The organism is Micromonospora sp. NBC_01740, assembly GCF_035920365.1.
GTDB classification, from domain to species: domain Bacteria; phylum Actinomycetota; class Actinomycetes; order Mycobacteriales; family Micromonosporaceae; genus Micromonospora; species Micromonospora reichwaldensis.
In genome coordinates this window covers 1,026,543-1,051,560 of record NZ_CP109150.1, presented here as the reverse complement: position 1 = coordinate 1,051,560, position 25,018 = coordinate 1,026,543, and the positions used below count along the sequence as shown (strand labels likewise).

Below are 25,018 nucleotides of genomic sequence, written 5' to 3'. Positions count from 1 at the left end.
TGATGGACGCCGATGCGGCAGACCGGCCGGAGACCGGGCCGGACGCGGGTGGGCACACGGCTGGCGTCGGGGCCGACGATCGGCTGCGCGGCGCCGTACTGGCCGTGGCGGGGCTGGCCGCGCTGGTCGGCGGCGGCTGGTGGTGGCAGGCCGAGGCGCCCCGCACCGGCCCCGTGCCGGACCTGTCGAACGTCGCACCGGCGGACCGGGTCCGGTTCGCCGCCCCGCCGGACGCCCACGTCCGGTTCGTCGTGCCCGCTGAGGGATCCGGACGGCCCGCCAGCTTCTGGCTCGTCGACCCGCGCAGCGGCGCGACGGTGCGGACGGATCCGCGTGGCGGCGCGACGGTCCGGACGGAGACGCGTGAGGGCACGACGGTGCGGGTGGACCCGCGCGGCGGCGCGACGGTGCGGGTGGACGTCGAGGACCCGGAGCAGCGCCGCGCCGGGGACGACCCGCTCCAGGCGGGCGACGGGCGTCGGGGCAGGCTGGCCAGCTTCCCCGACACGGTCTGGACCGCCCGGGCCGTGCTCAGTCCGGCGGAGGGTCTCGTCAAGAGGGCCTCCGCCGAGGGCGGGGCGCGTCACCTGCTCCAGTACCGCTGCGTCGGCCCGGGAGAGCTGCTGATCGTGGTCGAGGGGGCCTGGGCGGCCGACCCGATCACCAGCGCCTGCGACGGCTCGGTCACGTCGACGGAGGTCACCGGCAGGGGCGGGCCGTTCCAGGTCTCGCTGTCGAGCGCCAACGCGGAGCCGCTGCGGGTCGATGCGCAGCTGGTCGCCCTGCCCTGACCACCCCGGCGGGGCGGTTCAGGCGGCGAGGCGGCTCAGGTCGGCGCGGTAGTCCTCGGCGGAGTGGATCTCGGGGACCACCTTGACGAGGACGCCGGTCCGGTCCACCAGCAGCGCGGTGACGGCGCCGGGGCGGGCCGGCAGGTGCAGGAACGAGCGCAGCCCGCCGGCCGGGTCGGCGAGCGGTCGCACCGTGGCCCCGGCGGGCGGTGGCGTGGCGCGTACGGGCCGGGTGCCGGCGACGGTGACCACCGTGACGCCGGCCGGTGCCAGGGTGGCGGCGGTGGCCACGTCGGCCGGGCAGGGGCAGCCGTCCACGAGGATGATCATCGCTGGCACCAGTCCGCGCAGGGGCACCGGTGACTGGCCGGCGTCGACCAGGTCCAGCGCGGGCAGCGGTCGACCGGCCGCCCCGGCCGGCGGCGCGTACGGGGTGGGGGTGGGCTCCGGGGTGGACCGGCCGGGCCGGGGCCAGGTGACCGCCGCGAGGCCGGCGAGGGTGGTCAGCACCGCCACCAGCAGCACCAGCAGGGCGAGGGCGAACGGGGACCGGGCCGGCGGAGGCGGGACGGCGTGCCGGGGCGTGCCACCCAGCTCGCGGCGGAGCTGTTCGGCCTCGGCGGCGAGCGCGGAGGCGTCGTCCGGCACGACCACCCGGCCCCACTCGGGTGGCAGGTCGGGCAGTCCAGGGCCGTCTGCGTCGGGCTTGCCCATCGGACCCCCAGGACGTCTCGGCGAGCGGACAGCGGCTCGGTCTCCAGCGTCCCGCACGGGGCGGGCTGCCGCTACACCTGGGCGCGTACCCGGCCGGCGGGCTACCATGGGAGGAGCGCATAGCCCTTGATCTCGACGTTCGCGTCACTCGTACCGGGACGTCATCCGAGCGTTACGGAGCGTGGTCAAACCACTGGTTTGGCGGTCTGTCAAGCTGAAGAAAGACCTCTCACAGGGCCCCTGAGCTGCGCCAACGGTCAGGACAGCGGTGAGACATCGGTGCCTGAGCGTGTTACCCTAGACACAGCGAAAGGGGTTTCGAACCTATGGTTTTCAGTGTCGGCGAGACCGTTGTTTACCCCCACCACGGGGCCGCACTCATCGAGGCAATCGAGACTCGGGTGATCAAGGGCGAGCCTAAGCAATACCTCGTCCTGAGGGTCGCACAGGGTGACCTGACGGTCCGGGTGCCCGCCGAGAACGCCGAGATCGTGGGTGTGCGCGAGGTGGTCGGCGAAGAGGGCCTCGGCAAGGTCTTCGACGTGCTCCGTGCACCGCACACCGAGGAGCCGACCAACTGGTCGCGGCGTTACAAGGCGAATCTGGAGAAGCTGGCCTCCGGTAACCCGCTGAAGGTCGCCGAGGTCGTCCGCGACCTGTGGCGTCGGGAGCGGGAGCGGGGTCTCTCCGCGGGTGAGAAGCGCATGCTCGCTAAGGCCCGTGACATTCTCGTCGGCGAGGTCGCGCTGGCCGAGAAGAGCACCAAGGACGAGGCGGAGACGCTGCTCGACAAGGTCCTGACCGAGGCCTAGTCCCCGCAGCATCGTCGTACCCGATGCGTAGCGAACAAACCACCGAGGACCGCGACGTGACCGCGCAGCTCAATCCGTGCGGTGACGTCGCGGTCCTCGTGCCTGCGGCCGGTGCTGGCGTACGGCTCGGCCCCGGCCGCCCCAAGGCGTTGCGCCTGCTCGGTGGGGAACCCCTGCTGGTGCACGCGGTCCGCCGGCTCGCCGCCGCGCCGTCGGTGCACACCATCGTCGTGGCCGCCCCGGCCGCCGAGGTGGCGGCGGTACGTGAGCTGCTCGCCCCGGTCGCCCCGGTGACCGTGGTGCCCGGTGGCGCCGAGCGGCAGGCGTCGGTGGCCGCCGCCCTCGCGGCGGTGCCCGCCGGCCCGGAGATCGTCCTCGTGCACGACGCCGCCCGGGCGCTGACCCCGCCCGACCTGGTGGAATCCGTCGCGGCGGCCGTCCGCGCCGGACACGACGCGGTGATCCCGGTGCTGCCCGTCGTCGACACGATCAAGGAGGTCGGCGCCGACGAGGTCGTCCTCGGCACCGTCGACCGCTCCGCCCTGCGCGCGGTGCAGACCCCGCAGGGCTTCCGCCGGGCGGTGCTGACGGCCGCGCACGCCGCCGCCGGTGACCCGCTCACCGACGACGCCGGCCTGGTCGAGAAGCAGGGCGTCCCGGTGTCCTGCGTCCCCGGCTCCGAGTACGCGCTGAAGGTCACCCGCCCGTTCGACCTGGCGCTGGCCGAGCATCTGCTCGCCACGGGCGCCTGACGCGTACCCTCTTCTCATGATCGTTCCCCGGGTGGCCATCGGCACCGACGTGCACGCCTTCGAGGCGGGCCGGCCGTGCTGGGTGGCCGGCCTGCACTGGCCCGACCAGGACGGCCTGGCCGGGCACTCGGACGCCGACGTGGCCGCGCACGCCGCCTGCAACGCGCTGCTCTCGGCGGCCGGCCTCGGGGACCTGGGCGCCAACTTCGGCGTGGGCCAGCCCGAGTGGGCGGGCGCGTCGGGCGTCGCCCTGCTCACCGAGAGCGCCCGCCGGGTGCGGGCCGCCGGCTTCGCGATCGGCAACGTGTCCGTGCAGGTGGTCGGCAACCGGCCCAAGATCGGCCCGCGCCGTGAGGAGGCCCAGCGGGTGCTCTCCGAGGCGGTCGGCGCGCCGGTGACCGTCTCCGCGGCCACCACCGACGGCCTCGGCTTCCCCGGGCGCGGCGAGGGGCTCACCGGCATCGCGGTGGCCCTGGTGTACGAGGCTCCGGCCGCCTAGGCTCGCCGCGATGTCCAGCGACGCCACCTCAGACCGCTCCGCCGCCGACGGCTACCTCCAACGCGCCCAGCTCCTCGCCGAACTCGGTCGCTACGACGAGGCCGCGGCTGAGGTCTCTTACGCCGTCGCCCTGGACCCGGCCGACGCCGGGGCGCTGACCATGCTGTCCCGGGTCCACCTCGCGGCCGGGCGGCCGACGGAGGCGCGCACCGCCGCCGACGCCGCGGTCGCCGCCGCCCCCGACAGCGTTCCGGCGCTGGTCGCCCGCGCCCTCGCCCTCGGCGATCTGGAGGAGTACGCCGAGGCGGCCCGGACCGCCGACCGGATCCTGGCGCTGGGCCCCGACGACGCGTACGCGCAGAGCAGCGCCGCCGCGATCCTGGCCGGCTCGCGCAACGGGCAGCCGGCGCTGAACGCGGCCTGGCGCGGGATCGAGCTGGCACCCGAGAATCCCCAGGCGCACCTGGTGCTCGGGCTGGTGGCGGCGAACATGCAGATGTTCGACCTGGCCGAGCGCGCCTACCGGGAGGCGTTGCGGCTGGACCCGCAGCTCGCCGAGGCCCGCCACGACATCGGCGTGCTCCGGCTGGAGCAGCGGCGCTGGAGCGAGGCGCTGGAACACCTCGCCGAGGCCGCGTCGATGAGCCCCGGGCGGGTCGACTCCGGCCGGACCATCTCGCTCGGCCTGCGCCAGCTCGTGGTCTACGGCGCGGGCTGGACGATGATCACCGCCGTGCTGATCGCCTGTATGGCGCCGGGCAGCGCCGGGCTGTCCCGCGTCGCGGCGGCGTTCGCGGCGCTCGGCGGGGCGCTGGTGGTCTGGCGCTTCGCCGCCCGGCTGCCCGGCCTGTCCCGGACCATCCTGCCGAGCCTGCTCCGCTCCGACCGCACGCTGGCCCTGGCCGTCTACGCGGCGGCCGCCGCCCCGGCCCTGATCCTGCTCTACGCCCTGGTCGGCACCCCGTGGCCGCTGGTGCTCGCCATCCTCGCCGCGGTCGCCGCCGAACTCGCCGTGCTGTCCCGCACCACGGCGTGAGCCGGCACCGGCCGGTCGGCACCACCCGATCCGTCGGCTGGCCGGTCGGGGCCACCTGATCCGTCGGCACCACCTGATCCGTCGGCTGGCCTGACGGGGACCGCCCGGTCCGTCGGCTGGCCCGCAGGACCCGCCCTCAGCCGAGGGCGAGGGCGTAGAGGGCGCTGGCGTCCAGCCCGTCGAGCAGCAGCAGGTGGTTGAGCTCGTCGTCGAAGAATCCGCCGAGCGGGGCGGCGGAGAGCCCGAGGGCCGTCGCGGCGAGCAGCAGGTTCTGGGCGAGGTGGCCGGTCTCCATGGCGGAGAACCGGTAGCCGCGCAGCCCGTACCGGGCCCGGGCCCGGCGCAGGTCCGCGACCACGAACAGCCAGAGCGGCACCGTCTCGACGTCGAGCCCGTCGGCGCCGGGGACGACGTCGGGACCGGTGGGCGCGAACTGCGGGGCGACCCGGGACAGCCGGTCGGTGCCCGGATCGGCTGCCACCCGCCGGAGGGCGTGCCGCTCCGGCAGGTACTCGTAGAGTGCCGCCCGCACCGAGGCGATCCGGCGGGGAAGCACCAGCAGCCGGGTGGTCGCCAGGGCGCCCGGCGTCGGGTACGCCAGTCGTCGCTGACCGTCGGCCGCTGGCGCGGTGTCACCCGCCGCATAGCGCAGCAGCCGGCCCAGGTCCGCCACGCCGGTCTCCGCTCGGCCGAAGTCGTACCGGGTGCGGCGCTCCAGCAACACCGTGGCGAGCGTGGTGTCGGCGAGCGCGCCCGGCGTCGGCTCGGGCAGTGCCAGGGTCACGGCGTCGGACGGGAGGGGGCGACCCGGTGCGGGCTCGACGGTACGGGGACGCTGGCTCGGCCACCGCGTACGGACGAACTTCGACCCCTGGTGGTACGCGCGGTCCGGGGCGTCGATCCCGTCGGCGTGGAAGTCCGGCGCTGCGGCCGGTGCGCCGTACGCCAGCGACGCCAGCCAGGCGAGGTGGCACTCGGCCGGGATGCTCAGTCCGAGGCGGTTGTGCAGCATGTGCAGCTGCGACGCGAGGATGCCGGGCACCGTGCCGTGCAGCCGGCCCTGCCCGTCGAGCGCCCGTAGCCGCTCGACGTAGGCGGCGACCTCGTCCGCCCAGTAGTTCACGGAGGTGGCGGCGCCCCTGCCGCGCGTGACGATGTCGGCGATGAGCCGCTGCCGGGCCGGGTAGACGGACGCGTCGGCGTGGAAGTCGCGTTCCGCCGCGATCAGGGCCAGGCCGAGGTCCTGACCGTTCGCCTCGGGCACCAGCGTCCACCCGTTGGCGTAGCCGCGCAGGAACCGGACCGCCTCGTGCCCGGTGAGGCCGCTGGCGGTGAGGAACCCGAACAGCAGGTCCACGGCCGTCGACCGGCGGCGGGCGGGTGGCGCGCCGAGCACAGCCGCGGCGACCCGGCTGGACGCGGCGAAGAGTTCCTCGGCCGCGTCGATCGCGTCCGGGCCGCCGTACCGGTCGACCTCCGGCCGGTACGGCTGTTCGACCACCGTGCCGTGCGGCTGCCAGCCCAGCTCCGGCCCATCGCCGGTCTCTTGCCCCACGCCCGGCCGGTCGGGCCGGTCGGTCCCGTCGGGTTGGTCGGTGTCGTCGGACTGGGCGGAGGTGTGCACTCCGAACTGGGCGTACCAGTCCGCCGGGCGCAGTTCCCGGGCCGGTGGCGGCAGCGCGGCCACCGCTTCGACCAGCCCGGCGCGCATCCGCCGTACCGTCTCCGGCGTCGCGTCGGCGACCCGCCAGCGCAGGTGCGGGCCGCCCTCCCAGTACCGGACGAAGAACCAGGAGGAGATCTCGCCCCGGGCGAGCAGGTCCGTCGTGGTCGGCACGATGTGCTCCCGCAGCACCGTCTCGGTGCACTCGGAGCCGGCGTGCAGGTGGACGTGCAGGGCGGACCAGCGAGCCATGCTCGGCTCTCCTTCAGGGGAACGGGTGGGGCAGGATCAGGTGGTCGGGGGCGGCGAGCCGGGCCTGCCGCAGGCGCGGCAGGTCGACCCGCCGGTTGAGGTGCCCGAAGGTCATCGGCACGGCCCCGGGCGCGAGGACCTTCACGGCGGCCAGGCCGAGGCGTCGTTCGCCCGGCCCGGTCTGGTCCACCGCCAGCGGCGGCGTTCCGGCGGCGGCCATCGCGTCGACGACCCTGCGCAGCACCTCGGTCAGGTCGGGGTGCAGCCACCGCTCGCGCCAGCCGGCGAAGTGCTCGTCGAACGGTCGCGCCGGGCCGGCGGCGGCCTCCCGCAGCGCGAAGTCGAACCGGGGCAGGGCCTGCGGCAGCAGGTGCAGCGCGGCGTGGTCCCCCAGATCCCCGACCAGGTCGGCATCGGCGAGCATGGCGAGCAGTCGGTCCCGCGGCGGGCGGGCCACCTTCGGCGCGACGGTCACGTTCACGCCGACCTCCAGGACCGCCGCCGCGGCGGCCCGGCGGGGATCGGGATGCGCCCCGGCGGCGGAGAAGGTCGCGCCCCGGTCGGGTCGGTCGGTGACGGCGAGGGCCCAGACGGCCGGTATCCCGACGTCGCTGGTGATGTCGAGCAGGTGCAACCGGTAGCCCTCCGCCGCGATCCGGTCCGCGAGGTGCCGGGTCAGCGGATCGACGTCGGGCGGCAGCGCCAGAGCCGGCGGCGTACGGCCGGCGTACCAGGTGAGCAGGAAGGCGTCCCGCTCGATCGTCTCCAGGCAGGCGTGCAGGATCGCCTCCTCCAGGCAGCCACCGACGGCGCAGCCGCTGGAGGACTCGTAGAGGAACCGGGCGGCCCCGGCACGGTCCACCCCGTAGTAGGCGGCGTGCTCCGGCACGAGGACGGGCCGATCACCCGCCAGGTCGTACGCCCACACCCAGGACGTCACCGTGTCCGGGGTGAAGGGGTCCAGCCGGTACCCGGGGTGGCGGACCGCCTCGGGCTCCGGCAGGCCCAGCCGGGCGGGAGCGACGGCGTCGGCGGCGAGTTCCCGGTAACTGCCCAGCGTGGTCGTCCGGCGGGCCTGCGGGCAGCGGCCGGCCTCCCGTTCGACCGCCTCCAGCAGGGCCAGCACCTGCGCGGTCGGTTGGTCCGCCGCGCGCCCGTATCCACCGACCCGACCGGAGCGGCCGGGGACGGGCATCTCGGCCGCCGCCAGCGCGAGCGGGCCCTGCCGGTCGGTGTGGACGTGCGTCACCGGCCCGTAGCGGGGATCGACCAGTTCGGCGCGGAGCACCGCCAGGTCCGGCGGTCCCGGACGGACCCGCAGGCGGTCGGGTGCGGGCTGCCGGCGGGGGCGCAGGGCGATCGTGGCGGCCCCGGCCGAGTCGGGTGGCAGGGCGGGGCAGTCCGGACAGTCCGGCACCGCCCTGATCAGGTGCCGACTGATCGCGCCGTCGCGCACCGCCAGCACGCTGGCCACGCGCGGATCGGCGTGGTCGGCGAGCTGGCCGGCGACCAGCTCGCCGACCAGCCCGTGCCAGTACGGCGGCAGCGGCAGCGACCGGCCGCCGGCGAGCAGCGTGGCGGTGCTGCCGGCGCCGAGGACGGCCTCCCGCCGGGCGTCGGCGCACCGCAGGCAGCCGCCGGCACCGGGGTTGCTCAACGGGCCGACCTCGATCGCCGTCCCGCGCGCCCGCACCGGCAGGTACGCCCTGCCGGCCGCGTGGGCGGCCCGCTGCTCGGCCAGGTGCCGGGCCACCGGCCAGTCCGCCGCGACGCCCACCACCACGGGCCGATCCGTCCGCCGTACGGTCGAGGCGCTGACGGCGATCGCCCGGACCAGGCGGTCGTCGTCCCCGACGACCCGCACCGGGCCGTCCTCCGCTGCGCCCGAACCGAGGGACGCGGTGTCGAGGCCGACCGGTGGGCGGGCCGGCACCGCTCCCGCCGTCGGTCCGGTGCCCGGCGCCCCGTCACCGGCGAGCGCCGCGTCACCGGCGGGCGCCCCGGTCCGCGTGGCGGGTGCCCCGGTCCGCGCGGCAAGCGCCTCGGTCCGAGCGGCCGGCGGCCAGGGCTGTGGGTCGGTCGGCTCGCCGACGCGCTGGACGACCCCGCCGCGCAGTGACAGCGCCGTGCCGTCGGCGAGCCCGGCCAGCACGCGTACCACCTCGTGTGCCACGAGGAACGGCAGCAGCCGGTGGTCGGTCGCCGACCCGGCCGGACCGGCGTCCGTGGCTGCGGCGGTCTGGCCTGGGGCGGTCTGGCCTGCGACGGCCTGGCCGGCGGCGGCCGGGTGACCGGCCGGGGCCAGCGGGCCGATCAGTGCGCCGTCCGGCCGGATCGTCACCGGCAGCACCGCGGGCCGCAGGGAGCCGGGCTGTCGCGGTGCCGCCTCCGGCCACGGGGGAACGGGCGGCTCCCGACGCTCGCCGGGGTCCTCCGTCCGGACCCACACGACCAGGTCCGCGCCGCCGCCGTCCCCGGGCACCTCCCGCAGGGCACGGAGAGCCTCTCCAGGCGCGGTGGAGAGCCCGGAGGCGGTCAGTGCCGCCCGTACGGCCGGTGGAAGGTCGCCCTCGCCGGTGACCGCCACCGCGCACCGCGACACCGCGTCCAACGCGTCGGCCGGATCCTGCGCGAGTCCCGCCAGCCAGGCCGCCAACGGATGGCCGTCCAGCGGCACCCGGACGTCGACCAGGACGTCGTGCTCGGCGAGGAGACCGAGCAGCCAGCCCACCGCCCTGGCGGTCCGGTCGGGCAGTCCCAGGGTGGCGGTCGCCGGGTCGAGCCCCCGGCGGAGGGAGGGCTCCAGCCGTTGCCACAGCTCGCCGGCGACCGGCGGGCAGGTCACCACCGAGCTGGCCCGCCAGCCGCTCACGAGGAGCCCGCCCTCGACCGCCCGGACCAGGGTGCCCGGTCGCAGGGTCACCTCACCCACGTCGCCTCCACCCGGGTCACCCGGTGCGGGCGGTGAGGGCGTCCTGCCATGTCACGCCGTGGATCTCCTGGGTGGCCTCGGCGAGCAGGTGGGCCCCGAGGTACCGCTCCAGCGGCGCGACGTCGCAGAGCGTCAGCAGTTGGTAGAGCATGTTCGTGCAGAACCGGTAGACCTGGAACTCGCGGCTCGCGGCGATCCGTTGGAAGCCCGACGCCTCCAGCGCCTGGTGGTAGGCGCTCGCCCCGCGACGGCTCAGGTCCCACCGGATCGCGGTGGCGTCGTCGAACGAGGTGGTACGCCGCCGGAACTCGGCGGAGAACGCCCCGTCGAGCGCGCCCGCGTCGTACGCCCGCTCGGCGATCCGCCACGCCGCCGCGCTCCACGCCCGCCACGCCGCAGCCACCGGCTCGGTGGTGTCCGGCGTGGACGCCTGGCGGACCAGGTCGTGGTACCTCCCGCCGGCCCGGTCGGCGAAGGCGGCGAAGCGTGGGCGCAGGAGGTCGTCGCGCTCGCCGAAGAGGAAGTCCTCCAGGTGCGACAGGAAGGTGTGGTAGCCGGACAGCAGCCGTCCCGGCCAGGTGTCGGCGTGCGCGGCCATGGCGGTGACCACGACGCCCACCCGGGCGGCCTGGGCGTCCCCGACGAGGGCGAGCTGGTCGAGCGACACCCGCACCGGAGCCAGCCCGGCGGCGAGGACGTCGGCACGGCACTCGACCGCGCCCGGCGTGCCCAGCAGCGCGGCCAGCGCACTCTGGTCGCCGTCGGTCACCAGCACCGTGTTGTCCGGGTGGATCGGGTCGTACGGGGGCGGTACGAGTTCCGCCCGGCCGGCCGCCTCGGACCGGCGCAGCAGCAGCTCCTCGTCGAGCCCGGCCCGGGACGGCGCCACCGCCAGGTGACCACGCAACCGTTCGGCGGCCTCGGCGGCGGCCGTGGCCCGTTGCGCCTCGGGGCCGCGTAGCCGCAGGCGCACGTGCGGGCCGTGCAACCAGTGCCGTTCCAGGTGGACGGCCAGCCCGGCACCGCGCAACCGCTCCGCGACGGGCAGGACGGCGTCGCGCAGCAGCGATGCCTTGGCCTCCTCGTGGTAGTGGCACACGACGTCGATGGTCGGAGTCAGTCCGGTCGTGCTCGGCTCGGTCATGGCTGGACTCCACTCGGCTCGGTGGTGCGGTCGCACGCCGGCGCCCGGCCGGTCACCGGGGGGCCGCCGGGAGGTAGGTCTCGACGACCAGTTCGGTGACCCGGTGCGGCCGGTCGTGGCCGGCGGGGCGGGGCAGGGCCTCCTCGACGACCAGCCGGCCGGTGATCCGTCCGAGCCAGCGGGGCACGCAGCGCAGGTGCAGCGGGCTGGCCAGGTCGACGAACTGCGGCTTGGGCCGGGCGACCGCCTCCCGGAGCCCGGCGATCGCCGGGGGAGGCGGCGGGGCGGACGGACGTTCCGACGGCTGCCGGGCCGGGGCGCCGGGGTGCTGCGCGGCGTGGCCCGGTGCGGGCGGCTGCCCGTCGCGCCGGCTGCCCTGGTTGAGGAAGACCTGGTCGGGCAGGTCCCAGCCCGCCCGCAGTGCCGCGGCGGCGGCGACCGACGGCGAGCCGAGCTCGCGAAGGTGCCGTTCGGCCTCGTCGTCGAAGCGCCAGCTCCGGCGGGCGAGGACGACGCGGCCACAGCGGAGCCGGTCGGAGACGACGGCCTGCCCGCCCGGACCGGCCACCGTCCGGGTCGCGGCCAGGTGGCGGAGCCCCACCTCGCCGCTGCCCAGGTCGCCGAGCAGCGCGGCCACCCGGGCCGGCAGCGCCGGCGGCGAGAGGAACCCGAGGTACAGCACGTCGAGCAGGTCACCGGTGGCCGGATCGCGCAGCCGGATCTGGTCGCCGGCCAGGTCGTGCACCAGTTCGACCGAGGCGAGGTCGAGCCCGCCCAGCCGCTGGTCGTCGCCGATGTCCTCGCCGAGCAGCAGCGGGTGCAGGTTGGCGTTGAAACCGTGCACCGGCCGGAACTGGGCCACCCGGCCGGGCAGCACCCGGCGGAGCTGGGCGGCCACCGCGGCGCGCATGCCGCTGTCGCCGAAGAGGTCCAGGAAGCGGCTGGTGAACCGGCCCCAGCCGCCGTAGACGTGGTTGAGGTGCAGCGACCCGTCCGGGCCGTGCTGGCCGAAGAAGGCGTACGACACCGGCCGGGCCCGCAGCCAGCGGGGCAGTGCCGCGGCCACCTCGGCCACCAGGTCGGCACCGATGACGGTCTCCACGCCGTCGTTCCCGCCGTCGGCGCGTACCGCCCGGACCACCTCCTGCCGCAGCGTGGCCAGCTGGGCCAGCTCGGGCACCCGGGCGATCGGACCGCCCGCCAGGGCCCCCTCCGGGGTCACCGTCGGCAGGTCGTCGAAGCCGGCGCCGATCTCGGCGAAGAACTGGCCGAGGTCGGCACAGCGGGCCCCGGGACCGTAGCGCTCGACGAACCGGTGTCGCAGGAGCCGGCGCAGCACCTGGTCCTCGTCGAACAGCAGCGCGAGGCTGGTCAGCGCGGTCAGGTCGGCGGTGTCCGCGGGCCGGCGGGTCAGGCGTACCGGCCCGGGTAGCACGACATCCTCGGTGACGGGCGCCTGGGCCGGCGCGGCGGCCCCGAGCTGCGACAGGGCCTCGTGCCAGCCGGCGTCGATCCGACGTACGAGCTGGCCGCGCCGCGCCGCGTCGACGTCCGCCAGCGACCGGATGTCCCTGTCGAGGTGCCGTACCTGGTCGGCGAGGGCGCGGGCACCGGTGTCGTTGAGCCAGTCGGCGATCGCCGCCAGCGCCGCCGGGTCGTGCTCGGTGGTCGGCGGTACCGGGATCAGCAGGCGTTCGTCGCAGAGCTGGGTGACGAGACGCTGCGCGAGCCGCTCGGCCTCGGCGGCGTCCGTGGCGGGGCGCGCGGCGCCTCGGCCGAGGGCCGCCACGAGCGCCGCCGGCGGGTGTCCGTCGGGTGCGGCGCGGAGCACCCGGATGATCGCGGCCAGTGCGGGCCGCAGCGGCATCCGGACCCGTTCCTCCCGGATCACCGGCATGCCGTCGGCGCCGGTCGTCGGGTGCTCGCGGTAGAACACGACGTGCCCGTCCTGCACGCGGGTGCCGGGCGCGAGCCGGTGCGGGGTGCGCAGCATCTCGTCCGGGCGGCTGGTCCCGGCCAGGAAGAGGCTGGCGACCAGGCTGGCGGGAGGACGGGTCACCGCCACCGGTTCCCCCGCCGTCGTCACGTCCAGGCCCGCCGCGAGGTCCAGGTGGGTCGGCGGCGCCTCGCTGGGCGGGGACGCCAGCGGGGCGGGGACGGCTTCCGCATCCGGCCAGGGGGCCCAGCCGACGATGGTGAACCAGGAGAGCGGGCTGGTCCGGGTGGTGGCGCGCAACGCGTAGCGGAGCACGGTGGGTTCGGACTTGCGACCCCTGGCGTCCGGCTCGCCGCCGCGCGCCGCCGTCCGCTGCACCGCTGCCAACAGCTCAGGGCTGGTCAACGCGACCGCCCGGCCGAACGGCTCGCTGCCGCACAGGGCGGCGAGTGCGACGCGCTCCTCGGCCAGCGCCGCAGCCGACCCGGCTTCGACGGCTCCGGTGAGCCGGTCGATCTCGGCCCGGGCCCGCAACCAGCGCCCCAGCGCCGGCAGCCGGTCGGGCAGGTCGCCGAGCCGGGCGCGCAGGTCGCTGGCCGGCGACCGGTCGTTGTGTACGTCCCGCCGCAGCGGTAGCAGGACCGACCGGCGGTACGCCGTCGGGGCCTGACCACCGAGCCGGTACAGCTCCTCGGTGAGTTCGGGGCCGAGGGCCCGGCACTCGACCAGTCGATCGACGAGCTGGTCCTGGAGGCGACGCAGGTGCCGTCCGGCCGGACCGGCAGCCGGCAGGTCGACCGCCGTCCTGCGGATCAGCACGTACGGGGCGACCTGGACCTCCGGCGCGACTCGGCCGCCCGGTGCCGGCGACACCGGCGGGGCAGGGGATTGGCGGGTGGTTGTCACGGTCTCCTCCGTACGCGGTCGTCGGCACCGACCCCGGTCGAGCCGGTGAGGCCGCGAAACGCCGGTGTCGGCGTCCCCCGGCCCCACCGGTCAGCCCCGGTCCGGTACGACTACTGGGGAAGCTGGGCGGCGCAGGACGAGTAGCCCAGCCACTGCCAGACGGCGGAGGTGCTCGCCGAGGCGCCGGTCTCCGGCAGGGCCACCGCGTCGCGCACGGCGTGCACCTCCAGCAGGTCGGACACCTCCAGGTCGGCCAGGTTGAGGTCTTCGAGGTCGGCCAGCGTGGCCGTCATGTCGCGCATCGTGTACTCCGGTTCCAGGGGGATGTCGTCGACGAACAAGCGCACTTGTCGATGACAAGATGGACAGTGCGCAAGATGTTAGTCAGCTCCGCCCACGAACTATTCGTCCGAGCGTCCAGTCGCCGATGGCCGTACGACGGCTGTGGACGGACGATGAGAAGGAAGTGCGCTCCCGCGGCTGATGTGTGGGAGGCCGGAGGCGCTGCGGACGCGGCTGCCGGAGCGGTCGACGCCCGCCCGCCCCCGCGCGCACGAAGGTGCCGCGGTCCGCCCCTGCCGGACCGCGGCACCGCTCACCCGGAATCGTCCGCCTAGGGGCGGCGGGCCCAGGTCCAGGCGTAGCCGTCGTCCTCGCACGCGGTCGCGGCGTCGCAGAGGTCCAGCGGCCGGAAGGTGTCGACCATGACGGCAAGTTCGTCGAAGAAGTCGGCGCCGATGGAACGCTCGGCGGCGCCCGGCTGCGGGCCGTGGGTGAAGCCGGACGGGTGCAGCGAGATCGAGCCCTGTTCGATGCCGGAGCCGCGCCGGGCCTCGTAGTTGCCGCCGGTGTAGAAGAGCATCTCGTCGGAGTCGACGTTGTGGTGGTTGTACGGCACCGGGATCGCGTCCGGGTGGTAGTCGACCTTGCGGGGCACGAACGAGCAGATCACGAAGTTGGGGCCCTGGAAGGTCTGGTGCACGGGCGGCGGCTGGTGGATCCGGCCGGTGATCGGCTCGAAGTCGTGGATGGAGAACGCCCACGGGTACATGTGCCCGTCCCAGCCGACCACGTCGAACGGGTGGTGGGCATAGACGTAGCGGGTCCAGCCGCGGCGGTGCCGGACCAGCACCTCCACGTCCTCGCCGTCGACCAGCAGCGGCGCGTCCGGCCCCCGGACGTCGCGCTCGCAGTAGGGCGAGTGCTCCAGGAACTGGCCCCGCACGGAGAGGTAGCGCTTGGGCGGGCCGATGTGCCCCGCCGCCTCGACGGCGAGCAGCCTGGTCGGCGCGTCGCCGGTGGGCACCAGCCGGTGGATGGTCGAGGTGGGGATGACGACGTAGTCGCCGGGCACCGCGTCGAGCACGCCGAACGTGGACTCGACCCGCAGGGTGCCCGACTCCACGTAGAGGCAGTGGTCGCCGGTGGCGTCGCGGAACAGCGGGGACGGCCGGTCCGCCAGCACGTACGCGATGCGCACGTCGTCGTTGGCGAGCAGGTACTGCCGGCCGAGCACCGGGTCGACGCCGGTGCCGTCGAGCTTGTGGGTGCGCAGGTGGCGGGGCTTGAGCGGAAGGTTCGGCACCCGGGTGAACGCCGGCGGGGTGAACTCCTCGGCCGCCACGATCGCGGTCGGCGCGTGCCGGTGGTAGAGCAGGGACGAGTCGGAGGAGAAGCCCTCCTGGCCCATCAGCTCCTCGGCGTAGAGGCTGCCGTCGGGCTGGCGGAACTGGGTGTGGCGCTTGCGCGGCACCTCGCCGACGCTGCGGTAGTACGGCATCTCGCCTCCCGGTTCGTCCCGTTCACCGATCCAACGGCGTCCGATAATCGGACGCTGTTGTCCGTTCCTTGTAGCGTCCCGTACATTCTTGTCTCGTGTCAACGCAGGTGCCCGCGCTCGTCGACGGCCTCGTCGACGACGCCGCCGTCTTCCCGCCCGGCAGCGCGCCGCTGCCCGACGCCGTCGCCGCGCACCGGCGGCACCGCACCTCCTGGTACGCCGACCTGGTCGGCCCGCTCCTGGTCCCGGCCACGAGGCTGCCCGAGGTGGCGGGCCTGCTCGGCGCCGACGAGCGGATCGCGGTCGGGGTGATCGGCGACGTGCCCCTCGACCGGCTCGACGAGGTGCGGGCCACGGCCGACCCGCGCGTCCGCGTGCGCCAGGTGGAGGCGGCGGTCGCCAAGCGTGGCGAGGACCCGCTGCCCGGCCTGACCGAGCTGGTGGCGCTGGCCTGCCGCGCCGGTGCCGGTCCAGCCACCCTCGACGCCGTCTACGCCGAGCTGCCGCTCACGTTCGGGCTGATGGGGGCGCTGGACGCGCTCGCCGCCGCCCGCGCCGACGGCCTGCCGATCGCCGCGAAGTTCCGCACCGGCGGGTTGGCCGCCGAGCTGTTCCCCACCCCGGCGGAGCTGGCCGCCGTGATCTGCGCCTGCCGGGACCGGGACCTGCCGTTCAAGCTGACCGCCGGGCTGCACCAGGCGGTCCGGCACCTCGACCCGGAGACCGGCTTCACCCACCACGGCTTCGTCAACGTGCTGGCGGCGACGCTGGCGGCCGCCGGGGGCGCCACCGTGGAGTCGGTCGCCGAGCTGCTCACCGCGACCGACCCGCGCCCGCTGGTGCAGTACGCCGAGGCCGGGCTGGACGGCCCGCGCCCGCTGTGGATCGGCTTCGGCTCGTGCAGCATCCTGGAACCACTGACCGATCTGATCCGGCTGGGGCTGGTGAACGGGGGCTTTCAAGCATGACCTGGGTGACGGGTGCCGACGGTTCGTCGTACGGGGTCGCCAACCTCCCGTACGGGGTGTTCCGCCGCGCGGAGGGCGCGCCGCGCGTCGGCGTACGCATCGGCGACTTCGTGCTCGACCTGGCCGGCGCGGAGGAGGCCGGCCTGGTGCTGGCCGCCGGGACGCTGGGTCGGCCCACCCTCAACGACTTCATGGCCCTCGGTCGCCCACAGTGGACGGCCGTCCGGCAGCGGGTGACCGAGCTGCTCACCGACGCCGCCCACCGGCCGGCGGTGGAGCCGCTGCTGGTGCCCCTGGCCGAGGTGCGGATGCAGCTGCCGTTCGAGGTCGCCGACTACGTCGACTTCTACTCCTCCGAGCACCACGCGTCCAACGTCGGCCAGATATTCCGCCCCGGTCAGCCGCCGCTGCTGCCCAACTGGAAGCACCTGCCGATCGGCTACCACGGTCGGGCCGGCACGGTGGTCGTCTCCGGCACGCCGGTGGTGCGGCCGAGCGGGCAGCGGGCCACCCCGCAGGGCCCGGTCACCGGCCCGTCCGTACGCCTCGACATCGAGGCCGAGGTCGGCTTCGTGGTCGGCGTGCCCAGCCCGCTGGGCGATCGGGTCTCCGTCGACGACTTCGCCGACCACGTCTTCGGTGTCGTGCTGGTCAACGACTGGTCGGCCCGCGACATCCAGGCCTGGGAGTACCAGCCTCTCGGCCCGTTCCTGGGCAAGTCCTTCGCCACCTCGGTCGCGGCCTGGGTGACCCCGCTGGACGCGCTGGGCGACGCCTTCGTCCCCGCCCCCGACCAGGACCCGCCGGTCGCCGCCTACCTGCGCGACGTGCCGCACCTCGGGCTGGACCTGCGCCTGTCGGTGGAGTGGAACGGCGAGCGGGTCAGCGAGCCGCCGTTCGCGACCATGTACTGGACGCCGGCCCAGCAGTTGGCCCACCTCACGGTCAACGGCGCCTCGCTGCGCACCGGCGACCTCTACGCCTCGGGCACCGTCTCCGGGCCGGAACGGGGACAGGTCGGCTCGTTCCTGGAACTCACCTGGGGCGGCAGCGAGCCGGTGAAGTTCGCCGACGGCGGGACCCGCACCTTCCTGGAGGACGGCGACACGGTGACGATCACCGCCACCGCGCCCGGTCCGGACGGCACCACCATCGCCCTGGGCGAGGTGACCGGGAAGGTCCTCGCCGCCCGCTGACCCACCTTCCGATCATCGACGGTCCCCGGTCGCACAGTTGGTGCGACCGGGGACCGTTGCTTGCGCGTTGATCGTCGCGGATTCCGTCGCCATGCCGCGCCGGGGCCGGGCCGGACGCCCCCTTCCGGTCCCGGCCCGGCCGCCGGTTGGCGTACCGACGACAGGAAGGTGACGACGATGAACGATCTCCCGGGCGCGGTCTGGCGTACCAGCAGCCGCTCCAACGACCAGGGGCTCTGCGTGGAGGTGGCGGACAACCTGGTCGACGCCCTCGGCGTGGTGGGCGTACGCGACTCGAAGGACCAGGCGGGCCCCACGCTGGCGGTCAGCCCGCCGGGGTGGGCGGCCTTCGTCGGCGCGATCCGGGCCGGCCAGTTCGGTCGCTGACGGGTCGATCGCTCCGGATCGGGGCTCCCGGCGGTGGAAAATCCGCTCCGGGGGCCCCGATCCGCGCTCACCCGGCGTACCGTCGAGGCCACGGGAGGTGGCATGTCGACGGTGGCGGTCACGGAGTTCGTGGAGGCGCACGACGTCGACCTCTGGCGGCTGCTGACCGACCTGACCACCCGCACCCGGCGCTTCACCGGGCCGGTGGAGGTGCTCACCCCCGGCCCGTTCGGCCCCGGCACCGTGTGGCGGGAGACCCGTTCCCAGCCCGACGGCACCGCGCTGGTCGAGGAGTTCCTCGTCATCGAGGCCGAGCCGCCCCGACGGTTGGTGCTCGGCTCCCGGGGCGCCGGCGTGGACTACCGGATCACCTGGGCGCTGCGCCCGGTCGAGCGGCGTCGCCGGGGCTGCACCGCGGTCACGGTCGAGCAGGAGGCGGTGCCGACCGCCCCGTACAGCCGGGTGGTCGCGCTGCTGCTCGGCGGGCTGGCGGCCCGGGCGGTCGAGCGCGCACTGCGGCAGGACCTCGCCGACCTGGCCGCCGCAGCGGCCACCAACGCGACCGAGGCGGCCTGAGGCGCACGCCGGGGAGGTCCGAGAGGCGCACGCCCGACGGCCTGAGGCGCACGCCGGGCTGGCCCGAGGCGAAGCGGGGCGGCCTCAGGCACCTGCCGGACGGCCTGAGGCGCCTGCCGGACGGCCCGAGGCGCACGCCGGGTGGTCCGAGGCGCATGCCCTGGGCGGTCCGTGGATGCCCCCGGCAGGTCACCGCCGGAGCGCCCGGGCGCCGGTGACCTGACAGGGCCCTGACCGGCTCCGCTGGGTAGGGTGCCGGGCGGAGGTGCGGCATGGGGTTCCCGAACGGCCGGCGGCGGATCGCGGTGGCGGTCGCGGCGCTGCTCGGCACCGTCGCCGTCGCGGCGACGGTCTACCGGGTGCTCGCCCCCGCCGAGGTCAGCACGCCCGCGCGGGCCGGGTACCCGGCTGCCGCGTCCCCCTCAGCCGGCGTGATCGGCCGGCTCCCCGTCGCCCCGCTCGTCGTCGACGGCCGGCTGCGGGTCTATGCGGCCCACCGTCAGGTCTACGCCGACCGCCCGGTCGACGGCCGGCACCGGACGACCCCGTACTGGTCGTACCGCCGCTGGCCGGCGGCGCTCGACGGGGTCGTGGCGAGCGGGACGACGGTGGTCACCCGCTGGTCCGACGGGCGGCTCGTGGCGCTGGACGCGCGGACGGGCCGGGTCGCCTGGCGGGCGGACGGGCCGGCGCCGGTCGGGGAGCAGGCGGTCCGGCGCACCGGCGCGGCGACGGTCTGGGATCCGCAGGGGATCTTCGTGGCCCCCGCGCCCGACGGGCGGCAGGTGGTGGTGGCGGCCGGGGCGGAGTGGGCGCGTGCCGTGGACCTGGCCGACGGCCGCGAACTGTGGCGGTCGCACGTCACCGTCACGCTGCCGCCGGGCGACACGGTCGCCGGGTGCCGGGACGCGCTCGGCACGACCGCGTCGGGACACCTGATCACCGTCGACTCCTGCGCGGGGCCGGCGACGGTGGAGTTCCGCGACGCCGCGACCGGGGCGGTGGGCCTGCGCTGGCGGCCGCCGGATGCCGGCGACGAGCTGGTGGCGACCCTGGTGGGCTGCGGCACCGGCCGGACGGGGTGCACCGGGTTGCGGACGGCGAGGCCGGGCGACGACGCGGGCCGGGGCTGGCTGCTCGGCGCCGGGGAACCGGTCGCCGCTCCGGCCCTGGACCGGCCGGACGCCGAACTCGTCGGCGGGACGGCCGTGGCGGTCGTGGACGGGGTGGCGGTCGGCCGCTCGGCGCGTACGGGCGCGGAGCTGTGGCGCCGTCCCGGCCTGTCGCAGGCGCGGCTGCTCGCCGTCCAGCCCGACCGGGTGCACCTGCTGACGGAGACGAACGACCTGCTGACGCTGGACCCGGCGACGGGGGCGCAGCGGTCCTTCTTCGCGCTCAACGTGGGCTCGGACGGGATCGGCTGGGTGCCCGGCGCGGTGTACGCGGCCGGCGGGTTCGTGGCCGTGGAGCGGCTCCGCAAGCCGGTCGACCCGGCGGCGGACGACCAGCGTTACTACCTGACCTCGGAGCCGATGGTCTTCGCCGCGACGTGAAACGCCGACTCGGCTGCTCGACAAAACGGACATAAGTTACTTAGAGTTCATTTGTGCGTTTCTTGGTCGCCCTGTTGGGCGCGATCCTCATCCTCGTCACCGCTTCGCCGGCCGACGCCGCGCCGACCGGCCCGGTCGGCGTCGTCCACCAAGATGCCGACACCCGTCCCGCCGCCTGACGGGTGCGGCTCCGGGCCGGTGGCGGTCGCCTGAGAGTCCGGTCCGGTCCGCAAGGGGATGGCGGACCGGACCGGCACCCGCCTCAGGCCAGCGCGGTCTCCGCTGCCGCCAGGAAGGCGTCGTTCTCGGCCGGGGTGCCGATGGTGACCCGGACCCCGTCGCCCGCGAACGGCCGGACGATCACGCCGCGCGCCTCGCACGCCTTGCCGAAGTCCACCGCCCGGTCGCCCAGCGGCAGCCAGACGAAGTTCGCCTGGCTGTCCGGCACGTCCGGGACGAGCTTGCGCAGCGCCTCCGTCACGCGGTCGCGCTCGGTCACCACGAGGGCGCACCGCCGCCGTACCTCGTCCTCCTGGGCCAGCGCGGCGAGCGCGCCCGCCTGCGCGGCCATGTTGCTGGAGAACGGCGTCACGACCTTGCGGATCGCCGCCGCCACCGCCGGCTGGGCGACCAGGAAGCCGATCCGCAGGCCGGCCAGGCCCCAGGCCTTGGAGAGCGTGCGCAGCACGACCACGTTCGGCCGGTCGAGGTAGGTGAGGCCGTCCGGCACGTCCGGGTCGGTGACGAACTCGCGGTACGCCTCGTCGATCACGACCAGCACGTCCTCGCCGACCGTGTCCAGGAACCGGTCCAGCTCCGCCCGGCGCACCGACGTCCCGGTGGGGTTGTTCGGGTTGCAGACCACGATCAGCCGGGTCCGGTCGGTCACCGCCGCCGCCATCGCCGCCAGGTCGTGCCCGTGTGCGGCGTCGTTGGGCACCCGCACGCTGGTCGCGCCGCTGGTCGCCGCGATGATGGGGTACGCCTCGAAGGAGCGCCACGCGTAGAGGAACTCGTCGCCGGGCAGGCAGGTGGCCCGGACGAGGTGCTCGGCCAGCGCCACCGACCCGCAGCCGGTGGCGATCTGGTCGACGTGCACGCCGTACCGCTCGGACAGCGCCTCGCGCAGCGCGAGCGCGCCCATGTCCGGGTAGCGGTGCACCCCGGCGGCGGCACCGGCGACGGCCTCCACCACGCCGGGCAGCGGCCCGTACGGCACCTCGTTGCTGGCCAGCTTGATCGCCTCGGGGAGGCCGAGCTCGCGGGCCAGGTCGGCCGGGCTGCGGCCGGGCACGTAGTTGGGCAGCGCGTCCAGGTCGGGGCGGGTCAGCCGCAGCTCCGGCTGGTGACGTCCGGGGTCGGTCATGGGGTGTCTCCCGAGGGGTCGGTGCGGTCGTCGGGGGTGCGGTCGTCCGTGGTGGTGGGCTCGTGCGTGCTGGTGCGGTCGTCCGGCGTGCCGCGCTCGCCCGTGGTGCCGCGGTTGCCGCGGGGGAGCTGGACCACCACGGTCTGCGCCCGCTTGTCGTGCAGCGCCTGGCGCAGCGGGTGGTCGAAGAGCGGGGAGAGCGCGTCGACGAGTTGGAGCAGCAGGCCCAGGCCGCAGCAGTACCAGAGCAGGGTGGGCAGGCCGAGGGTGTTCCACCGGCGCAGCGCCCGGCCGAAGCCGAGCGGCTCGTCCGCGCTCACCGGCAGCACCTTGACGCCCACCAGCCGCTTGCCGAAGGTCTGCCCGCCCGAGGCCGTCGTCGGCACCTCGTACGCGAGCCAGAGGGCGGTGGCGATCAGCAGGATGACGACCTGGAGGCCGCCGGCCTGCTCGCTGGGCTGCGGCAGGTTGTCGGTGGAGCTGTCGCCCGCCATGGCCCGCCGGAACACCTCCCGCCAGTACGGCGTGACCTCCTCGACCAGCCGCCAGACGAACCAGCCGTTCACCACGGCGTTCAGCGCGAAGACGACCGTGAAGTCGATCAGCCGGGCGACCAGCCGGGCGCCGAACCCGGCCAGCGGGAGCCCGTGCGGGCGCGGCTCCGGCGGCCGTCCGGGCCAGCCACCGGGCGGCCAGCCGGGCGGCGGACCGCCACCGGGCGGCCAGCCGGGCGGAGGGCCCTGCGGGTGGCCCGGCCCTTGCGGGTGGCCCGGCCCCAGCGGCGGCTGCCAGGGGTAAGGCTGCCCAGGCTGCGGCTGCCCGAGGTGTGGCTGCCCGGGGTGTGGCTGACCCGGGAGGGGTTGCCCGCCGGCGGGGGCGCCCGACGCGGGCACCGGGGCCGCGGGTGACGTCGGGGCGGGTGCGGGTGGCGGCTCGGCCGGCGGCGGCCCCTCGGGCGGGGTGGCGTCGACGGGGATCGGTGCGCCGATCCAGCCCTCGCCGTCCCAGTAACGTCGGGTCTCCGGATCAGCCGGGTCGACGTACCATCCCGGTCCGACACTCATGGCCTGGCCTCGCTGCGCTCGCTCACGCAGACACCTTAACGACGACGGTGCCGGCGAACTTGTCGTGGAGGCACTGCTGCCAGGGCTTGTCCCACAACTGCCAGAGCCCGTCGAGGTAGCTGAGGCCGGGCAGGAACATGGCGGCGACGTACTGCACGGCGTACCGCTTGCCGGCGATCCGCCGGTCCAGCGTGGCGGCCGGGTCGAGCGGCACGACCCGCAGCTTCATCACCCGCTTGCCGTACGTCTGCCCGGTGCGCTTCATGTACTCCACGTGGTAGAGCCAGTAGAGCCCGAGCATGACCACCATCAGGCCCAGTTCGAGCAGCAGGATCGGCAACATGAAGTCGGTCAGGAACGACGCGGGGTCGGGATCGGCGAGGGTGCCGTCCGGGTTGGTCCGGGTCAGGTCGTCCATCATGTTCCAGATCAGGATCAGGAACGGCGGCAGGAAGAGGACCATCGCCACCGCCGTGCTCAGCGCGACGTCGATCAGCGCGGCGAGCAGCCGGTCTCCGAAGCTGGCGAGCGGCTGGCCGCCCGGCCCGAGCGCCGGGGCCGGACGGGGCGGCCCAGCCCAGCCCGGGGGCGGCGGCCTCCAGCCCGGGGGCGGGACCTGACCGGGCGGCGGGGCGTGTTGCGGTGGCACCGCGTACCCCTGACTGGAGGGACCGGAAGGCGGCGCGAAGCCGCCGGCGGCGGGCGGAGGCCCACCGGCCGGCGGCGTCGGGTACGTCGGAGGCTGCGTCACGCTCGTCAGTGTTACAGGTTGCCGCGCGCTTCCTGCTCCCGCTCGATGGCCTCGAAGAGCGCCTTGAAGTTGCCCTTGCCGAAGCCGAGCGAGCCGTGCCGCTCGATCAGCTCGAAGAAGACCGTCGGGCGGTCCTGCACCGGCTTGGTGAAGATCTGGAGCAGGTAGCCGTCCTCGTCCCGGTCCACCAGGATCTTGCGGGCCTTCAGCTCCTCGATCGGCACCCGCACCTGGCCGATCCGGGCGCGCAGCTCCGGGTCGTCGTAGTACGAGTCCGGGGTGTCGAGGAACTCGACGCCGGCGGCGCGCATGGCGTCGACGCTGGCCAGGATGTCGTTGGTGGCCACGGCGATGTGCTGGGCGCCCGGGCCCTGGTAGAACTCCAGGTACTCGTCGATCTGCGACTTCTTGCGGGCGATCGCCGGCTCGTTGAGCGGGAACTTCACCTTGCGGGTGCCGTTCGCGACGACCTTGCTCATCAGCGCCGAGTAGTCGGTGGCGATGTCGTCGCCGATGAACTCGGCCATGTTCGAGAAGCCCATGACGCGCTTGTAGAACTCGACCCACTCGTCCATCCGGCCGAGCTCGACGTTGCCGACCACGTGGTCGACGGCCTGGAAGAAGCGCTTCGGCTGGAGGCCGGCGTCGATCATCGGCTGCCGGTCCACGATCGGCTTGCGGGCCACGAAGCCGGGCAGGAACGGGCCGGTGTAGCGGGAGCGGTCGACGAGCGTGTGCCGGGTGTCGCCGTACGCGGCGATGGAGGCCATCCGGACGGTGCCGTGCTCGTCGCTGACGTCGTGCGGCTCGGTCAGGCCGGTGGCGCCCTGCGCGGTGGCGTGCGCGTACGCGGCGTCGACGTCCGGCACCTCCAGCGCGATGTCGGAGACGCCGTCGCTGTGCCTGGTCACGTGCTCGGCGCCCTCGGCGTCCGGGCGGACCGCGCCGGTCAGCACGAACCGCGCCGAGCCGCTGGTCAGCACGTACTGGGCGTGGTCCCGGTAGCCCTGCTCGGGGCCCCGGTACGCCACGCAGGTCATGCCGAACGCGGTGGAGTAGTAGTGCGCGGCCTGCTTGGCGTTGCCCACCAGGAAGTGCACGTGGTCGAGGCCCTTGACCGGGAACGGGTCGCGGCTGATGTCGTGGTCGACGGCGCCGACGAGCACGTCGACGTCGACGTCGTCGGACGCCTGGGGTCGGTCGATCGCCTGGGTCATCGCGGTCTCCCTCAAGTTCCGGTCGGCCCCGTGGCCGCCGCCGTCGGTCATGTGCGTGGTGCGGTGGTGCTGTGGCGAGGATCGCGGGGAAGGGCCGCACTGGGCAACTGTCGCGCCTATGCCTGGTCAGGTTGCGCATTCAGTAGGGTGATATGCCATGAGTGCTGGTCAGGGTGTACAGCTCGACGCCCTCGACGCGCGGTTGATCGAACTGCTCGCCGAGGAGCCGCGGATCGGCGTGCTGGAGTGCTCACGGCGCCTCGGGGTCGCCCGGGGCACCGTGCAGGCCCGGCTGGACAAGCTCGTCGAGCGGGGCGTCATCTCGGGCTTCGGGCCGGAGATCTCCCCGGCGGCGATCGGGTTCGGGGTGACCAGCTTCGTCACCCTGGAGATCAGCCAGCGGGACGGGCACGACCTGGTCGCCGCGCACCTGGCCGCGATCCCGGAGGTGCTGGAGGCGCACACCATCACCGGCTCCAGCGACCTGCTCTGCCGGATCGTGGCCCGCTCGAACACGGACCTCCAGCGGGTGATCGACCAGATCGTCTCGTACGAGGGCATCCGCCGCGCCTCGACGATCATCGCCCTGGCCGAGCAGATCACCTACCGCACCCTCCCCCTGGTCCGCTCCGCCGCCCAGCGCTGAGCAGGTGAGGGTGCAAGGAAGGGCCCCTTCGTCTACAGAAGGCGATAGGAAGGGGCCCTTCCTTGCACCCGGGGCGC

The 25,018-nt window shown here is 75.1% G+C and carries 23 protein-coding genes; 12 read left to right on the top strand and 11 right to left on the bottom strand.

Annotated features, from left to right (window positions below):
- The first annotated feature begins 2 nt into the window (after window positions 1–2).
- The gene (locus tag OG989_RS05050; RefSeq protein ID WP_151454111.1) at window positions 3–791 is read left to right on the top strand and encodes a hypothetical protein; all 789 of its coding nucleotides are present in this window, start codon (window positions 3–5) and stop codon (window positions 789–791) included.
- A gap of 18 nt (window positions 792–809) precedes the next feature.
- Here OG989_RS05050 and OG989_RS05045 read toward each other — a convergent pair whose 3' ends face one another.
- A complete protein-coding gene (locus OG989_RS05045) occupies window positions 810–1,505 on the bottom strand; it encodes a hypothetical protein (protein ID WP_327029821.1) in 696 nt (231 codons plus the stop codon).
- Window positions 1,506–1,831: 326 nt separating this feature from the next.
- Here OG989_RS05045 and OG989_RS05040 point away from each other — a divergent pair, with 326 nt between their 5' ends.
- The 4 genes from OG989_RS05040 to OG989_RS05025 are packed head-to-tail and all read left to right on the top strand — an operon-like array spanning window position 1,832 to window position 4,604.
- Window positions 1,832–2,317 (top strand): CarD family transcriptional regulator, encoded by a 486-nt coding sequence (locus OG989_RS05040; protein WP_007073334.1) that lies wholly within the window; start codon window positions 1,832–1,834, stop codon window positions 2,315–2,317.
- Between the two features lie 56 nt (window positions 2,318–2,373).
- Window positions 2,374–3,069: a 2-C-methyl-D-erythritol 4-phosphate cytidylyltransferase gene (ispD, locus tag OG989_RS05035; RefSeq protein WP_132239894.1), complete on the top strand. Its 696-nt coding sequence runs from the start codon at window positions 2,374–2,376 to the stop codon at window positions 3,067–3,069.
- A 16-nt stretch (window positions 3,070–3,085) separates the two neighbouring features.
- On the top strand, window positions 3,086–3,568 hold the full coding sequence (gene ispF, locus OG989_RS05030) for a 2-C-methyl-D-erythritol 2,4-cyclodiphosphate synthase (protein WP_089003124.1): 483 nt from the start codon (window positions 3,086–3,088) through the stop codon (window positions 3,566–3,568).
- Window positions 3,569–3,578: 10 nt separating this feature from the next.
- Window positions 3,579–4,604, top strand: coding sequence for a tetratricopeptide repeat protein (locus OG989_RS05025; RefSeq protein WP_151454113.1), 1,026 nt, complete (start codon window positions 3,579–3,581; stop codon window positions 4,602–4,604).
- Window positions 4,605–4,740: 136 nt separating this feature from the next.
- Here OG989_RS05025 and OG989_RS05020 read toward each other — a convergent pair whose 3' ends face one another.
- From OG989_RS05020 to OG989_RS04995, 6 genes are all read right to left on the bottom strand, one after another.
- Window positions 4,741–6,519 (bottom strand): thiopeptide-type bacteriocin biosynthesis protein, encoded by a 1,779-nt coding sequence (locus OG989_RS05020; RefSeq protein WP_327029820.1) that lies wholly within the window; start codon window positions 6,517–6,519, stop codon window positions 4,741–4,743.
- Between the two features lie 13 nt (window positions 6,520–6,532).
- Complete coding sequence (locus OG989_RS05015; RefSeq protein WP_327029819.1) at window positions 6,533–9,451, bottom strand: TOMM precursor leader peptide-binding protein; 2,919 nt, start codon at window positions 9,449–9,451, stop codon at window positions 6,533–6,535.
- A 16-nt stretch (window positions 9,452–9,467) separates the two neighbouring features.
- Window positions 9,468–10,595 carry a lantibiotic dehydratase C-terminal domain-containing protein gene (locus tag OG989_RS05010; RefSeq protein WP_151454116.1) on the bottom strand — a complete coding sequence of 376 codons (1,128 nt, stop codon included), beginning with the start codon at window positions 10,593–10,595 and terminating at the stop codon, window positions 9,468–9,470.
- Window positions 10,596–10,647: 52 nt separating this feature from the next.
- Window positions 10,648–13,437, bottom strand: coding sequence for a lantibiotic dehydratase (locus OG989_RS05005; RefSeq protein ID WP_327029818.1), 2,790 nt, complete (start codon window positions 13,435–13,437; stop codon window positions 10,648–10,650).
- 110 nt (window positions 13,438–13,547) lie between these two features.
- Window positions 13,548–13,784: a thiopeptide-type bacteriocin gene (locus OG989_RS05000; RefSeq protein WP_225852132.1), complete on the bottom strand. Its 237-nt coding sequence runs from the start codon at window positions 13,782–13,784 to the stop codon at window positions 13,548–13,550.
- Between the two features lie 266 nt (window positions 13,785–14,050).
- A complete protein-coding gene (locus tag OG989_RS04995; RefSeq protein ID WP_327029817.1) occupies window positions 14,051–15,217 on the bottom strand; it encodes a homogentisate 1,2-dioxygenase in 1,167 nt (388 codons plus the stop codon).
- 95 nt (window positions 15,218–15,312) lie between these two features.
- Here OG989_RS04995 and OG989_RS04990 point away from each other — a divergent pair, with 95 nt between their 5' ends.
- The 6 genes from OG989_RS04990 to OG989_RS04965 all read left to right on the top strand — a co-directional run bounded on the left by OG989_RS04990 (window position 15,313) and on the right by OG989_RS04965 (window position 20,076).
- Window positions 15,313–16,185, top strand: a complete 873-nt coding sequence (locus tag OG989_RS04990) for a hypothetical protein (RefSeq protein ID WP_327029816.1) — start codon at window positions 15,313–15,315, stop codon at window positions 16,183–16,185.
- Complete coding sequence (gene fahA, locus OG989_RS04985) at window positions 16,182–17,381, top strand: fumarylacetoacetase (protein ID WP_327029815.1); 1,200 nt, start codon at window positions 16,182–16,184, stop codon at window positions 17,379–17,381. The genes OG989_RS04990 and fahA overlap by 4 nt, the downstream gene beginning before the upstream one ends.
- A gap of 177 nt (window positions 17,382–17,558) precedes the next feature.
- Complete coding sequence (locus tag OG989_RS04980; protein WP_132239904.1) at window positions 17,559–17,768, top strand: DUF397 domain-containing protein; 210 nt, start codon at window positions 17,559–17,561, stop codon at window positions 17,766–17,768.
- A gap of 102 nt (window positions 17,769–17,870) precedes the next feature.
- The gene (locus OG989_RS04975) at window positions 17,871–18,344 is read left to right on the top strand and encodes an SRPBCC family protein (RefSeq protein WP_151454121.1); all 474 of its coding nucleotides are present in this window, start codon (window positions 17,871–17,873) and stop codon (window positions 18,342–18,344) included.
- 272 nt (window positions 18,345–18,616) lie between these two features.
- On the top strand, window positions 18,617–19,897 hold the full coding sequence (locus OG989_RS04970) for an outer membrane protein assembly factor BamB family protein (protein WP_327029814.1): 1,281 nt from the start codon (window positions 18,617–18,619) through the stop codon (window positions 19,895–19,897).
- Window positions 19,898–19,950: 53 nt separating this feature from the next.
- On the top strand, window positions 19,951–20,076 hold the full coding sequence (locus OG989_RS04965; RefSeq protein WP_327029813.1) for a hypothetical protein: 126 nt from the start codon (window positions 19,951–19,953) through the stop codon (window positions 20,074–20,076).
- 83 nt (window positions 20,077–20,159) lie between these two features.
- On the opposite strand, the gene hisC is transcribed toward OG989_RS04965, so the two are convergent.
- From hisC to hppD, 4 genes are all read right to left on the bottom strand, one after another.
- Complete coding sequence (gene hisC / locus OG989_RS04960; RefSeq protein WP_151454123.1) at window positions 20,160–21,263, bottom strand: histidinol-phosphate transaminase; 1,104 nt, start codon at window positions 21,261–21,263, stop codon at window positions 20,160–20,162.
- A complete protein-coding gene (locus OG989_RS04955) occupies window positions 21,260–22,327 on the bottom strand; it encodes an RDD family protein (protein ID WP_442791907.1) in 1,068 nt (355 codons plus the stop codon). Before OG989_RS04955 ends, hisC begins: the two co-directional genes overlap by 4 nt.
- A gap of 22 nt (window positions 22,328–22,349) precedes the next feature.
- A complete protein-coding gene (locus OG989_RS04950) occupies window positions 22,350–22,976 on the bottom strand; it encodes an RDD family protein (RefSeq protein WP_327029812.1) in 627 nt (208 codons plus the stop codon).
- 113 nt (window positions 22,977–23,089) lie between these two features.
- Window positions 23,090–24,295 (bottom strand): 4-hydroxyphenylpyruvate dioxygenase, encoded by a 1,206-nt coding sequence (gene hppD / locus OG989_RS04945; RefSeq protein WP_151457782.1) that lies wholly within the window; start codon window positions 24,293–24,295, stop codon window positions 23,090–23,092.
- Window positions 24,296–24,452: 157 nt separating this feature from the next.
- Here hppD and OG989_RS04940 point away from each other — a divergent pair, with 157 nt between their 5' ends.
- The gene (locus OG989_RS04940; protein ID WP_151457783.1) at window positions 24,453–24,941 is read left to right on the top strand and encodes an Lrp/AsnC family transcriptional regulator; all 489 of its coding nucleotides are present in this window, start codon (window positions 24,453–24,455) and stop codon (window positions 24,939–24,941) included.
- Window positions 24,942–25,018: the final 77 nt, after the last annotated feature.

Coding starts and splice junctions, on each gene's coding strand:
- OG989_RS05010 (WP_151454116.1), bottom strand. CDS start 10,595: ATGACCGAGCCGAGCACGACCGGACTGACTCCGACCATCGACGTCGTG.
- OG989_RS05040 (WP_007073334.1), top strand. CDS start 1,832: ATGGTTTTCAGTGTCGGCGAGACCGTTGTTTACCCCCACCACGGGGCC.
- OG989_RS04970 (WP_327029814.1), top strand. CDS start 18,617: ATGGGGTTCCCGAACGGCCGGCGGCGGATCGCGGTGGCGGTCGCGGCG.
- OG989_RS04980 (WP_132239904.1), top strand. CDS start 17,559: ATGAACGATCTCCCGGGCGCGGTCTGGCGTACCAGCAGCCGCTCCAAC.
- OG989_RS05050 (WP_151454111.1), top strand. CDS start 3: ATGGACGCCGATGCGGCAGACCGGCCGGAGACCGGGCCGGACGCGGGT.
- hisC (WP_151454123.1), bottom strand. CDS start 21,263: ATGACCGACCCCGGACGTCACCAGCCGGAGCTGCGGCTGACCCGCCCC.
- OG989_RS04955 (WP_442791907.1), bottom strand. CDS start 22,327: ATGAGTGTCGGACCGGGATGGTACGTCGACCCGGCTGATCCGGAGACC.
- fahA (WP_327029815.1), top strand. CDS start 16,182: ATGACCTGGGTGACGGGTGCCGACGGTTCGTCGTACGGGGTCGCCAAC.
- OG989_RS05045 (WP_327029821.1), bottom strand. CDS start 1,505: ATGGGCAAGCCCGACGCAGACGGCCCTGGACTGCCCGACCTGCCACCC.
- OG989_RS04940 (WP_151457783.1), top strand. CDS start 24,453: ATGAGTGCTGGTCAGGGTGTACAGCTCGACGCCCTCGACGCGCGGTTG.
- OG989_RS04975 (WP_151454121.1), top strand. CDS start 17,871: ATGTCGACGGTGGCGGTCACGGAGTTCGTGGAGGCGCACGACGTCGAC.
- hppD (WP_151457782.1), bottom strand. CDS start 24,295: ATGACCCAGGCGATCGACCGACCCCAGGCGTCCGACGACGTCGACGTC.
- OG989_RS05020 (WP_327029820.1), bottom strand. CDS start 6,519: ATGGCTCGCTGGTCCGCCCTGCACGTCCACCTGCACGCCGGCTCCGAG.
- OG989_RS04995 (WP_327029817.1), bottom strand. CDS start 15,217: ATGCCGTACTACCGCAGCGTCGGCGAGGTGCCGCGCAAGCGCCACACC.
- ispF (WP_089003124.1), top strand. CDS start 3,086: ATGATCGTTCCCCGGGTGGCCATCGGCACCGACGTGCACGCCTTCGAG.
- OG989_RS05025 (WP_151454113.1), top strand. CDS start 3,579: ATGTCCAGCGACGCCACCTCAGACCGCTCCGCCGCCGACGGCTACCTC.